This window comes from Neorhizobium sp. DAR64862/K0K3 (assembly GCF_050500185.1).
Lineage (GTDB): Bacteria > Pseudomonadota > Alphaproteobacteria > Rhizobiales > Rhizobiaceae > Neorhizobium > Neorhizobium soli.
On sequence record NZ_CP191449.1, the window covers coordinates 1,734,735 to 1,747,007 of the forward strand.

The 12,273-nt window shown below is 58.4% G+C and carries 12 protein-coding genes and 3 tRNA genes; 5 read left to right on the forward strand and 10 right to left on the reverse strand.

Going from position 1 to position 12,273, the window contains the following annotated elements:
- Positions 1-324: 324 nt before the first annotated feature.
- The 6 genes from rplA to ACQY1L_RS08505 form a co-directional block, all read right to left on the reverse strand.
- The gene (rplA, locus tag ACQY1L_RS08480) at positions 325-1,023 is read right to left on the reverse strand and encodes a 50S ribosomal protein L1 (RefSeq protein WP_062453167.1); all 699 of its coding nucleotides are present in this window, start codon (positions 1,021-1,023) and stop codon (positions 325-327) included.
- 1 nt (position 1,024) lies between these two features.
- Positions 1,025-1,456, reverse strand: a complete 432-nt coding sequence (rplK, locus tag ACQY1L_RS08485; RefSeq protein ID WP_062453168.1) for a 50S ribosomal protein L11 — start codon at positions 1,454-1,456, stop codon at positions 1,025-1,027.
- A gap of 174 nt (positions 1,457-1,630) precedes the next feature.
- The gene (nusG, locus tag ACQY1L_RS08490; protein WP_062453169.1) at positions 1,631-2,161 is read right to left on the reverse strand and encodes a transcription termination/antitermination protein NusG; all 531 of its coding nucleotides are present in this window, start codon (positions 2,159-2,161) and stop codon (positions 1,631-1,633) included.
- 15 nt (positions 2,162-2,176) lie between these two features.
- Positions 2,177-2,377 carry a preprotein translocase subunit SecE gene (gene secE / locus ACQY1L_RS08495; protein ID WP_062453170.1) on the reverse strand — a complete coding sequence of 67 codons (201 nt, stop codon included), beginning with the start codon at positions 2,375-2,377 and terminating at the stop codon, positions 2,177-2,179.
- Between the two features lie 195 nt (positions 2,378-2,572).
- Positions 2,573-2,648, reverse strand: a tRNA-Trp gene (locus tag ACQY1L_RS08500).
- 108 nt (positions 2,649-2,756) lie between these two features.
- Positions 2,757-4,151: a capsule biosynthesis protein gene (locus tag ACQY1L_RS08505; protein WP_430243781.1), complete on the reverse strand. Its 1,395-nt coding sequence runs from the start codon at positions 4,149-4,151 to the stop codon at positions 2,757-2,759.
- A 209-nt stretch (positions 4,152-4,360) separates the two neighbouring features.
- On the opposite strand from ACQY1L_RS08505, the gene ACQY1L_RS08510 reads away from it, so the two are divergent.
- On the forward strand, positions 4,361-5,665 hold the full coding sequence (locus ACQY1L_RS08510) for a capsule biosynthesis protein (protein ID WP_430243783.1): 1,305 nt from the start codon (positions 4,361-4,363) through the stop codon (positions 5,663-5,665).
- Between the two features lie 108 nt (positions 5,666-5,773).
- Here ACQY1L_RS08510 and tuf read toward each other — a convergent pair whose 3' ends face one another.
- The 3 genes from tuf to ACQY1L_RS08525 form a co-directional block, all read right to left on the reverse strand.
- Positions 5,774-6,949, reverse strand: a complete 1,176-nt coding sequence (gene tuf, locus ACQY1L_RS08515) for an elongation factor Tu (RefSeq protein ID WP_092662037.1) — start codon at positions 6,947-6,949, stop codon at positions 5,774-5,776.
- Positions 6,950-7,291: 342 nt separating this feature from the next.
- Positions 7,292-7,365 (reverse strand) — tRNA-Gly (locus ACQY1L_RS08520).
- A gap of 26 nt (positions 7,366-7,391) precedes the next feature.
- Positions 7,392-7,476 (reverse strand) — tRNA-Tyr (locus tag ACQY1L_RS08525).
- A 202-nt stretch (positions 7,477-7,678) separates the two neighbouring features.
- Between ACQY1L_RS08525 and ACQY1L_RS08530 the strand changes: the two genes are divergently transcribed.
- The 3 genes from ACQY1L_RS08530 (at position 7,679) to cysQ (ending at position 10,230) form a co-directional block, all read left to right on the forward strand.
- Positions 7,679-8,566 (forward strand): TrmH family RNA methyltransferase, encoded by an 888-nt coding sequence (locus ACQY1L_RS08530; protein WP_092662035.1) that lies wholly within the window; start codon positions 7,679-7,681, stop codon positions 8,564-8,566.
- Positions 8,567-8,668: 102 nt separating this feature from the next.
- Positions 8,669-9,370, forward strand: coding sequence for a DUF982 domain-containing protein (locus ACQY1L_RS08535; RefSeq protein WP_430243786.1), 702 nt, complete (start codon positions 8,669-8,671; stop codon positions 9,368-9,370).
- Between the two features lie 62 nt (positions 9,371-9,432).
- Entirely contained in the window at positions 9,433-10,230 is a 798-nt protein-coding gene (cysQ, locus tag ACQY1L_RS08540; RefSeq protein WP_430243788.1) for a 3'(2'),5'-bisphosphate nucleotidase CysQ, read from the forward strand.
- Positions 10,231-10,301: 71 nt separating this feature from the next.
- Here cysQ and ACQY1L_RS08545 read toward each other — a convergent pair whose 3' ends face one another.
- Positions 10,302-11,339, reverse strand: coding sequence for a calcium-binding protein (locus ACQY1L_RS08545; RefSeq protein WP_062580084.1), 1,038 nt, complete (start codon positions 11,337-11,339; stop codon positions 10,302-10,304).
- Positions 11,340-11,588: 249 nt separating this feature from the next.
- On the opposite strand from ACQY1L_RS08545, the gene ACQY1L_RS08550 reads away from it, so the two are divergent.
- Positions 11,589-12,116, forward strand: a complete 528-nt coding sequence (locus ACQY1L_RS08550; RefSeq protein WP_430243790.1) for a DUF4142 domain-containing protein — start codon at positions 11,589-11,591, stop codon at positions 12,114-12,116.
- Positions 12,117-12,273: the final 157 nt, after the last annotated feature.

Sequence of the window (12,273 nt, forward strand, 5' to 3'; positions counted from 1 at the left end):
TTGATAGGACCGCAATCCTGCAGGCCCTACCGGGTTTGCCTTTGCCTCGAACGATCGTTTGACGGACCGTCCGTGGCGGTTGAGGATCCTGTCCCCCCGCTCTGTCGCCAAGACGGCTTCAGGCTTAAGGCACACAAGGCTCGAACCGAATTGACAACGCCGGAGCGCCGAAAATCTGCGTTCTTACCCGTCTCATGCAGGCCAAGTGATTAAGGGAAAACCACCTGCAATCTCGGACAGGAATTCCGGATTTCTCCGGAAATTCCCGCTCCCCGAAGGGAGAGGGAATTCATGCAGCCAGAGCCCTGGGGCTCCGGCAATTCATTAAGCGGCTGTGACCGACGAAGGCTCGATCTTGACGCCTGGGCCCATCGTCGACGAAATCGCGACGCGCTTCAGGTAGTTGCCCTTGGCGCCAGCCGGCTTTGCCTTGATGACGGCGTCAGCAAAGGCACGGATGTTTTCTTCGAGTGCCTTGGCATCGAAGGAAGCCTTGCCGATGCCGGCGTGAACGATACCGGCCTTCTCGACGCGGAACTCGACAGCGCCGCCCTTGGAAGCCTTGACGGCTCCGGCAACGTCCATGGTCACAGTACCGACCTTCGGGTTCGGCATCATGCCACGCGGGCCGAGAACCTTACCGAGACGACCGACGAGCGGCATCATGTCAGGAGTTGCGATGCAACGATCGAAGTCGATCTTGCCGCCCTGAACGATTTCCAGCAGGTCTTCTGCGCCAACAATGTCTGCACCAGCAGCCTTGGCTTCATCAGCCTTGGCGCCACGTGCGAAAACAGCAACGCGAACGTCACGGCCGGTGCCGTTCGGCAGGTTGACAACGCCGCGGACCATCTGGTCTGCGTGACGCGGGTCAACGCCGAGGTTCATCGAGATTTCGACGGTTTCGTCGAACTTAGCCGTCGCACGTTCCTTGACCATCGAGATGGCTTCGGTGAGAGCGATGAGCGTTGTCGGATCCACGCCTTCGCGGATCTTCTTCATGCGCTTTGCGAGCTTTACCATGTTAAGCCACCACTTCCAGGCCCATGGAGCGGGCAGAGCCCTCAACCATCAGCATTGCGCCTTCGACGTCGGCTGCGTTGAGATCCTTCATCTTACCTTCGGCGATCGCACGGACCTGAGCCTTGGTGATGGTACCGGCCTTGCCACCCTTGCCAGGTGTCTTGGAACCGGAAGTGATCTTCGCTTCCTTCTTCAGCCAATAAGTAACCGGCGGCTGCTTCATCGCGAAGGTGAAGGACTTGTCCTGGTAGTAGGTGATGACGACCGGGATCGGCATACCCTTTTCCATTTCCTGCGTGGCGGCATTGAACGCCTTGCAGAATTCCATGATGTTGATGCCACGCTGACCAAGCGCCGGGCCGATTGGCGGGGACGGGTTAGCCGATCCTGCCTTGACCTGAAGCTTGAGCTGGCCTGCTACTTTCTTAGCCATTTCTCTGCCTTTCGTTATGGACCGATATCTTGGTCCGAAATGCCGGATTGACCGGCGGCTGCGGTTGCGTGGTGCGGCTTATCGAGGTCCGGCTAGACCCCTCACCTTCCACGCGGGTTGCGGCAAACGCCGCACAGGGCCGCCAACTCAATGGCAGCCCATATTCAAAAACAATCAGACCTTCTCGACCTGAGCGTATTCGAGCTCCACCGGAGTGGCGCGGCCAAAGATCGACACTTCGACCTTGAGGCGCGAACGCTCTTCATCGACATCCTGAACAACGCCGTTGAACGACGCGAACGGACCATCGGAAACACGAACCTGTTCACCAACCTCGAACGAGATCGAGGACTTCGGCCGCTCGACACCTTCCTGAACCTGACCGAGGATACGATCGGCTTCGGAGTCAGGGATCGGAACAGGCTTGTTGTCGGAACCAAGGAAGCCGGTAACCTTCGGCGTGTTCTTGATCAGATGGTAGGCTTCGTCCGTCAGGTTCGCACGAACCATGACGTAGCCCGGGAAGAACTTGCGTTCGCTATCGACCTTTCGGCCGCGACGCACTTCCACAACCTTTTCCGTCGGAACGAGGATCTGTTCGAACAAATGCTCAAGCCCCTTCTGGCGAGCCTTGTTCTCGATGTCCTCAGCGACCTTTTTCTCAAAGTTCGAATATGCGTGGACGATGTACCAGCGGGCCGCCATCTTAATACTCCAGGATCAAACGCTGACGTTCAGCACGAAGCCGAGCAACCAGCCAATAAGCTGGTCCGCAGCGAAGAAAAACAGCGCCGCAACCACGACCATGACCAGAACCATGATCGTCGAGATCGTGGTTTCACGGCGGGATGGCCAAGTGATTTTAGACGCTTCGGAACGAACCTGCTTGAAGAACGTTGCCGGATTGGTTTTGGATGCCATCGATTGCCCACGCAATTACGGCACGTAAAGCCGATATCGTTCAGCCCCACGCACCGCGTGTCTGTTGTTCCCTACATAAACACCCATTTCCCGTTAAACAAGAGGAAAAAGGTGCCTACATGAAATTCCCAACTTTGGACAACAACCGCTCAGCGCCTATCAATTACAGTCGCAAGCTATGTGTTGTGCGAAGGCTGGCAGGGGCAGCCGGGCTTGAACCGACGACCTGCGGTTTTGGAGACCGCCGCTCTACCAACTGAGCTATACCCCTTCAAACCGAAGACTGACGGACCATCAAGATCCTCTCCGTCACCGGCTAGGCGCTCCCTTTAAGACGCTGCGCCGGACTTGGCAAGAGTGTTTTTCGAACTTTGCCAGGCTATCTGAATTTGCCGCCGACGTTGTCGCCGAGATCTATTGCCGAGACCGGGGACAAGACTTGATCCGGCTTCCCTAGGAGAAGATCGCGCGTTGAAAGCTCGACGGCGCCCGTCGCCGTCCCGGTCGCCGGCACGCGCCTCTCTGTTGGCAGAGGAAGCCGTTGCCATGCCAGACGCGGCGGTTTTTCGACGAAGGCACCAGGTTCGTTGACGGTGCGGTCGCGGACGCGGGTAATGATCGATTCGATCGCGAGCGCGCGGCCTTCTTCGTGATAGAAATTGCCCTTGATCTGTACCGTGCCGGCCAATGCCTTGATGAATGCGCGCAGCAGGTTCGCGTCAAGCGGCTCGGGGTTAGACCAGAACGAGTCGATCCCGCCCTGATGGGTCAACCCGAGCATGTCGTAAACTGCCGCACCGAGCGCAATCGTCGGAAGACCGGCTCTCAGGCTGTGCATCGCCGTCGTGGAGTTGGCAACGATCGTCCCGTGCGAATGGCGAAGGATCGCTCCGAGATCACCTCTTTCGATAAACACGACCCGGTTCGAGACGCGGTAGCGGGCGGCAATCTTCGACACGATCTTGCGCCAGCCCTCGAGATCGTTGTCGAGCGGATGCTGCTTTACGATCAACCGCGCGCTTTCGGGAGCATGTCTCGAGAACGAGTGGATGACCTGATCGATCATCTGAGAGAGATGCCGATAAGGAGAGTTTGCTCGGATCTGGTAGTCGCTCTGCAATTGCAGCGCCAGGAGGTAATTCTTGCCGGTTTCGCCGTCGAAAAATCCCTCTGGCAGATCGTGGCGCGAACGGAACATGCGCGGCAGCCACGACAGATAGTCGAACAGCGGATCGTAGTACTTGTCCGAGCGGTAGAACGGGAACATCGGGCGGCCGAAATATGCCAGGAGATTATAGATGACCTCGTTTGTCGCCTCCTGTCCGAACGTGTGGCCGTAGCGTGCCTTGAGATCCGGTTCGGGAACCTGCTCGGCAACCTTGCGAATCACGTTCGGATCGTTGGGGAAGTGCGAGAAGCGGCCCATGCCATTGCGTTCGAGCGTGATCCAGTCCGGCCGAAGATAGCCGAACTCGACGGCATGACACTGAATGCCCAACCGACGTGCAACGCGTCCGGCAAAGCGATGGTAGGGCAGCCTGTCGGCATAATAGAGAATGTCGGTGATGCCTTCGCGACGGATGAGTTCAGCCAGATAGCGTGGCCAGGCCCTCAGCGTTCCGCGATAGTTGATCGCTCCGGACTTGCGCCAGTAGGCCTGGTCTCCGAACGAGAAGTTCACACGCTTCGTACCGATCCCCTGCGCTTCGAACGCGTTTGCCAGCTCGCGCCAGAACACGGACGGTGGACCTTGGAGAAACAGGACTTTTGTCATTCGAAGCCAATACCGCTTGATTCGGGATCATGAAATTGAGGGTCGTTTAGCCTGATCGGGGTTCTCCCGACGTAATACACAGCTCCCCGTACGTGAGACGGATGCCAATTCACACAATTACCGTTAAACAGTTCCGGTACTTTCACGAAGGCACCACCGTCGTCAATGGCGCCTTTTACGCACGAAGCATATCCCAAGGTTACGTCGCCATGCATCAACGCCGATTCCTGCTGCTTCAAGGACCCGCCTCGCCGTTTCTCAAGAAGCTCGCGGAAGCCCTTGAAAACAAAGGCGCGCAGGTATCGAAGATCAACCTATCCATAGGTGATGTGGCGTTTTGGTGGCCGCGCAAAAGCGAACTGTTTCGCGAAAAGCCTGAACATTGGGCAGTGTATCTCGATCGCTACATAAGCGATCACAATGTAACCGATATCGTCATGCTTGGTGATGGTCGTGCGCCGCATCACAGCGCGGCTGCCGTTGCGTCAGCCAGAGGCGTTGACGTCCATATTCTCGAACACGGGTATCTGCGGCCCGACTGGCTGACGATAGAGCCGGATGGCATGTCGGCACATTCTCGCTTCCCGCAGGATGCGGAGCGTATCCGCATGATCGCGGAAAGCGCACCGGCCATTGACGGGGTCGGACGCTACCGCTCCAGCTTCTTGACCTACGCGCTCTACGATCTTGTCTATCACGTTCCCAATGTTCTCTTGGGATGGCTCGTTCATCCCCACTACCGGACCCATGGGCCCGTGCATCCGGTTAGGGAATATGCCGGCTGGATCTGGAAGGCGCTGAGGATGAAATCTCGGCGACGGAACGCCGATCTCGCGACCACAGCCGCCCTCACCCCGATTCAGACGGCGGATGGCGTGCGCTTGCCTCGGGTCTTCCTGTTTCCGCTGCAGCTTCCTGGGGATTACCAGATCATCCGTCACGCCCCCGGCGGCGACCTCTTCGCCATCGTCGATTCGGTGATTGCTTCTTTCGCAAAGCACGCAGGCAGTAACGACCGCCTGCTGTTCAAGGTCCATCCGATCGACAATGGACTGTCGCGCTGGCCCGAGCGCATCCGGGCCGCCTCAAACCGCCACGGAATATCGGACCGTGTCTTCTATACGGATGGGGGCGACACCGACGACCTTATCACCCGCGCGGCCGGCGTCGTCACAGTCAACTCGACCGTCGGACTGACCGCGCTATCGATGGCAAAGCCGGTAGTTGCGCTGGGCGCTGCGGTATACGACATCCCCGGGCTGACGTTCCAAGGGCCACTCGCGGAGTTCTGGACGAATCCGGGACGGCCGGACATGGAACTGTTCGACGCCTTCCAGCGGGCGCTTGCCGCGACGACGCAGGTCCGCGGTGGTTTCATCGGGAGAGACGCGATTGAAGCAGGCGCCGAGAATGTTGCAGCACGGCTGATGGAGCCTGCGCCACGCCTGCCGAAGAGCTGGGCCAAGCCAGGCGGCAGCACGCAGTTCCGCTATATGAATGAACTCTTTGGCTGAACGGCGTACGCGCTTCCTGCGGACGTCTCCTGACCGATTTCAACACGCTGTAACGAAAAAGGCCCCGCGGTTTCCCGCGAGGCCTTTTTCAAGTGGTTGATCTATCGATTACTCGATGATCGAGGCAACGATGCCGGCGCCGACAGTACGACCGCCTTCGCGGATCGCGAAGCGCAGCTTTTCTTCCATCGCGATCGGAACGATCAGCTCGACTTCAACGGTGACGTTGTCGCCTGGCATAACCATTTCCGTGCCTTCTGGAAGCGAAACGATACCGGTCACGTCCGTTGTACGGAAGTAGAACTGAGGACGGTAGTTCGTGAAGAACGGCGTATGACGGCCGCCTTCTTCCTTCGTCAGGATGTAGGCTTCTGCCATGAACTTCTTGTGCGGCTTGACCGAACCTGGCTTGCACAGGATCTGGCCACGCTCGACGCCGTCACGCTGTACGCCACGGATCAGAGCGCCGATGTTGTCGCCGGCCTGGCCCTGGTCGAGCAGCTTGCGGAACATTTCAACGCCGGTAACAGTCGTCTTGGTCGTGGCGCGGATGCCGACGATTTCGACTTCTTCACCAACCTTGACGATGCCACGCTCGACGCGACCGGTCACGACCGTACCACGGCCCGAGATCGAGAACACGTCTTCGATCGGCAGCAGGAACGGCTGGTCGATCGGACGCTCAGGCGTCGGGATGTAGGCGTCGACAGCTGCCATCAGTTCGCGAACGGCGTCTTCGCCGATCTTCTTGTTCGAATCTTCGAGAGCGGCCAGAGCCGAACCCTTGACGATCGGAATGTCGTCGCCCGGGAAGTCGTAGGACGACAGAAGTTCGCGGACTTCCAGTTCGACGAGCTCGAGGAGCTCTTCGTCGTCGACCTGGTCAACCTTGTTGAGGAACACGACGATCGCGGGAACGCCAACCTGACGCGCAAGCAGGATGTGCTCGCGGGTCTGTGGCATCGGGCCGTCGGCAGCCGAGCAAACCAGGATCGCGCCGTCCATCTGCGCTGCACCGGTGATCATGTTCTTGACGTAGTCGGCGTGGCCGGGGCAGTCGACGTGTGCGTAGTGGCGGTTTGGCGTCTCGTATTCGACGTGTGCCGTCGAAATGGTGATGCCGCGGGCCTTCTCTTCAGGAGCAGCGTCGATCTGGTCGTAGGCCTTGAATTCGCCGAAGTACTTCGTGATCGCCGCAGTCAGCGACGTCTTGCCGTGGTCGACGTGACCGATCGTGCCAATGTTGACGTGAGGCTTATTGCGCTCAAACTTGCTCTTTGCCATTGAATGCTTCCTGTGAACATAAGAGGTTGACCCGGCGACCGGGTTTGGTGTCGCCGTTTAAGGCTTTCCCAAGGATTGCGCAAGACATAATTACGCCGCCGCCCCGTACAAGGGGCAGGCCGAAAGATGGCGCTCTATCTGCCTGTATTTCAAGGCCTCGGCGTGTCGCCCTCCCCGTCTGCCGGAAGTATGGTCGCCGCAGAGATGGTGATGGCCTGATACGTAATCCTGACGTCCGATCCGGTTTTTGCGCGTGCCGCACGTGATCAACACGAGCACAAATCGACGCGATGTTTGAATGGATCAAACCGGTCGAAAATAGAAATCATTTGTCCGGGATATTGGAGCGGGTAGCGGGAATCGAACCCGCGTATTCAGCTTGGAAGGCTGCTGCTCTACCATTGAGCTATACCCGCGGGGGTGGTCCGATCTCGAAGACGAATGGTGGAGAGAGTTGGATTTGAACCAACGTAGGCGTAGCCAACGGATTTACAGTCCGTCCCCTTTAACCACTCGGGCATCTCTCCATTCGTCTGGATCGTTAGACCAAGTCTGCTGACCGTCAGGCTTGCCGCCCCTCGGTCTGCGCCGCGTATATGACGGCCTCATGTCCGTCTGTCAACACGACCTCTTTGAAAAAAGGAGGAAAAAATTGGATATCGTCATGCCATCCGACGAAGGCTCGAGCGGAGGGCTTTGCCGAAACCGCGCTCCTCGATATAAGGCAGCATGAGCACAAAAGATCCTAAAGACAAAACCGCCCGCGACACCCATTACGCGACGCTTCGCCGGAATGTTCGCGATACCAAGCGCGAACGCGGCGAGATCCCGACGCCGCAGCAGGGCCGCGTCAAATCCAACAAGGGCGCCAAGGATTGGACGCCACCGCAGCTGCAGCCGGAACAGGTGCTGCTCTATGGTCTCCATACGGTTCGGGCTGCGATCCAGAACCCGGAGCGCAAGCTGATCAAGCTTTCGGTGACACAGAACGCCTTTATGCGACTGGAGATCGGCGAATCGAGCGAGCTGTCTTTTCCTGTCGAGTTCGTCTCGCCGCAGGATATCGACAAGGTGCTGGGTCCCGAGGCGATCCACCAGGGCGTGATGCTGGAAACGCGGCCCCTGCCCGTACGCCGGCTTGAAGCCCTTAAAGAGAGCCCGCTTCTCCTGGTACTCGACCAGGTAACGGATCCCCATAACGTCGGTGCCGTCATGCGATCGGCCGTAGCGTTCGGCGCAGGCGCTCTCATCACCACCCAGAGACATAGCCCGACCGAGTCAGGCGTGCTGGCAAAATCCGCGTCCGGTGCACTGGAACTCATTCCCTATATCCAGATCACCAACCTCGCCGACGCGCTGGAATCGATCCACAAGCTTGGCTTCCAGACGATCGGGCTTGATTCGGAAGGTCCTGCCCCGCTGGAAGGCACGTTCTCCGGTGAGCGGATTGCCCTGGTCCTCGGATCCGAGGGCAAGGGCTTGCGCCAGAAGACCCGCGAAACGGTGAATGCGTTGGCCCGGCTCGACATGCCCGGCGAGATCAAGTCGCTCAACGTCTCGAATGCCGCAGCGATTGCGCTTTACGCGACAAGGCAGCATCTCCTGAAGATCTCCTGAAATCACATCAGCGGCCTGACGAAAACCGTCGGGCCGCTGCGCTCCATCCTGGCGCAAGCTTTATATGAGTATTTCCTAATTATCTTAAATGGGAGAGCTTGGATGGATCGCGGGACCTGGAAGCAACCTGTCATCCTGGAAATCTTCGGCCAACCGGGGCCGATCATCGTGCAAGGCACGCTGGATGCCGCTCTTATGCTGCTCAGCGGATGGCCGGCCGCACGCACACAAGCGCATATGGCGGCGGTGATGGCGTGCCGCGATGTGCTGACGGGCCGAAGCGTAGCGGCCCTTGCCCGCGCCGATTTCATTGAGGCTGCACTAGAGGCCGGCTTTCATGTTCAACCGCAAACCTTTCTTGCCGATATCGATGCCGAACCAATCAAAGACGTCCCGGCCTCACTTGCGACCCTGCCGATCTCGCCGGACCGCCTCGCCCCCCTCGCACCGTTCCGGCGTCGCCTCAGTAAGTCGCCCCGCTTACGCGGGCTTACCCTTGCTTATACCGAACCCGATGCTGGCGGATCCGATTCACTCCCGTCATATCACCACCCGGTGATTAGCTGGAGCGAGCCGCATTCCGCGGCATCGGGGGCTGGGCCGGCCAGCCCACTCACACCCTGCATGCGCGAATTATTGGCAGAGCTCTCGCGGACGATCGGCATGATTGCACGGCTCGGCGCCCGACGCGCCGCGGGCGTGCTGCGGCCCCAGCTTCGCCACGGAGCATCGGATCTTCCGGCCGCGGCGGATGCGCACCTTGGCAATTCCTGGGCCGTCGGTCGTCAGCAACCAATGGCATAGGCACGGTGATGTAGAGGCGAGACGAGCTTGCGCTGCTGAAGGCAAGGCAGTAGATCGTCTTCATGATGAGTATGCTTTCCATATTCGAGACGATCGCGCTCGATGCAGGCCGCACGGTTCTTGAGATCCGTGGCCGTGGCGCTCATACCCACTACAAGCCTGACCACTCGCCGGTGACGGAGGCTGACGAAGCCGCGGAAGCGATCATTCTCGAAGCGCTTGCGCAGCATTGGCCGGCGATCCCCGCGGTTGCAGAAGAAGCCGTCGCCGCCGGGCAGATCCCCGATATTTCCGGTGGTCGTTTCTTCCTGATCGACCCGCTTGACGGCACACGTGAATTCATCAACGGCCGCGATGACTTCACCGTCAATATTGCGCTGATCGAAAATGCCCTTCCGACCGTTGGTATCGTGTATGCTCCGGCGCTCAACGTCGGCTATGGCGGCGCACAGAACAAAGCGTCCAAGCTCGCGATCGCCCCCAATTTCACCATCGAAAACCGTCAGGCGATCCGTGCCCGCGTCATGCCACGGCGACCCATCGCCTGTGCCAGCCGGTCCCACCGAACTGTCGAAACGGATGATTTCCTGGCGCAATACGGCGACCTCGAAACCCTTTCCGTCGGTTCATCGCTGAAATTCGGTCTGCTGGCGGAAGGTGCCGCCGACATTTATCCGCGGTTCGGCCGGACGATGGAATGGGACACGGCAGCCGGAGATGCGGTCCTGCGCGCCGCCGGTGGCAAGACCTGCGCTATCGACGGACAGCCGCTCCGGTACGGCAAGGTCGGTCGATCGGATGAGACTGATTTCGCCAATGGCGACTTCATCGCGACCGGCGCATCGGTTGATGCGCTGTAGTTTACGAGTTCTGTCGACCACGAAAAAAGGCGCCTCCTTTCAGAAGCGCCTTCCTAAAACAGCTCGATATCTCAGAGGAAGAAATCGCTGTCGTACATTTTGGTCTGGCCCGCGATCTTGATCTGGAAGTCGGCATAACCGTCGCCGTTCACATCGCCTGAGACGATGCCGCCGCTAAAGCGCAACTCGCCCGCCTCGCCCGAAAAGCCTTTCGAACCGATGAAATCGAAGGACTGATTGCCGCCGAAGGTCGTATCCGCATCGATCGACCGGAGATCGATATAATCGTCTTCTGCGCGGCTGAAGTCCTGGATGATGTCGCGGCTGCTGTTTGCCTTGGAGTCTGCGATCGAGGTGAACACGAACGTATCGGCGCCCGATCCACCATAGAGATGGTCGTTGCCGGATCCGCCGTAAAGCTTGTCGTTGCCGCTTCCACCGTAGAGGTCGTCGTTACCGGCGCCGCCGTAGAGCGTGTCATTACCGCCCTTGCCGTCGATCAAGTCGTTTCCATCATCGCCCCAAAGCTTGTTTGCGCCGGATGAGCCGTAGATCTTGTCGCTCGCACCGGTCCCGATGGCATTCTCGATGCTGACGAGCGTCTCTTTGTAACTGGTTCCAAGCGTCTGCGCCGAGCCCTTGCCGAGATCGATGGCGACGCCGAGACCGGCCAGATCATCATCCTCGTCCTGCGTCTCATAGCTGATCGTATCGGTCCCCGAGCCACCGTTGAAATAGTTGCGATAGCCGACCGAGAAGAAGGCGTCATTGCCCGTCTCGCCGTAATAGTCGCTGTGATAGGTGGAGACTTCGAAAGAGTCGTTGCCGCTGCCGGCATAGACGACATCATAGAGCTTGCTCGACGTCGAAAATCCTGTTGCGACGTAGCTGTCGTTGCCGGAGCCGAGATCGATCTTGTTGCCGCCTTCGAAGGAATTTTGCACCAAATCGTCGTCAGCGCCTGCATAAACCGTGTTGAAACCACCGTATTTGCCGACGAGGTTGAGGAAGATCCGGTCGTCGCCGCCATAGGTGTAGACGGTGAGATCAGAATCGTAATCATCCTGGTAGACGGTGTTGTCGTAATCGTTGCCGTAGAATGTGGGCATCCGTTTCCTCCGGTCCGCTCCTGGCATGAGAATCGCCGCGGATTGCTGTGCTTATGCTAGACTACGAATCCTGACGGAATCCGTAATATCCCGTTGTCTGCCATTCAGGTTCGTTAACGCGCAATGGCCGCCTTCGTCATCCCCTCGCTTCGACGCTTTATCTCAATCAGATCAAGTACCACGTTGAAAAATCTTTGCGGAACCTCTTTGATTTCCATGGGTTGGTAGGGCTCACAGGAGATACCGACCATGAAAAAAACAATTCTCACCGCAGCATTTCTCATGACCGCAACGGCAGCTTTCGCGCAGTCGGCTGCAGAAAGCACCGGCGCAAACTCGGTTCTGGGTCGCGCTCCGACCACCGCAGACTTTATCATGCAGGCGTCTGCGAGCGGTATGTACGAGATCGAGTCGAGCAAGCTCGCGCTGACCAAGGGCGACGACGCCACCAAGAAATTTGCGCAGCAGATGATTACAGACCATGAAAAGGCTTCTGCCGAACTCAAGGCGCTGATCGACAGCGGCAAGGTTCAGGGCAATCCTGTCACGGCATTGACCGAAGATGACAAGGAAGATGTCGACGAGCTGGCAAAGCTTGAAGGCGCCGATTTCATCGAGGAATATTTCGACGATCAGGTCGAAGCACATGAAGACGCGGTAGACCTCTTCAAGCGCTACGCTGAAGAAGGTGAAAATACCGATCTGAAGGCCTTTGCCGCGAAGACACTTCCGGCCCTCGAGCATCACTACAAGATGGCACAGGACATGGATAAGTAAGAACTACCCTTCCACAACTGCCATACGCTAAAGAGACAGCCGCCTGATTCGTCGAGGCGGCTTTTTCTGTTGCTTCGCCCTCAGACCCAACGCCCGGGAGGTCGTTGGAAGCTTACTGAGCAGCGAACCGTCAAACGGATGGTTTTGAAAACGCGAG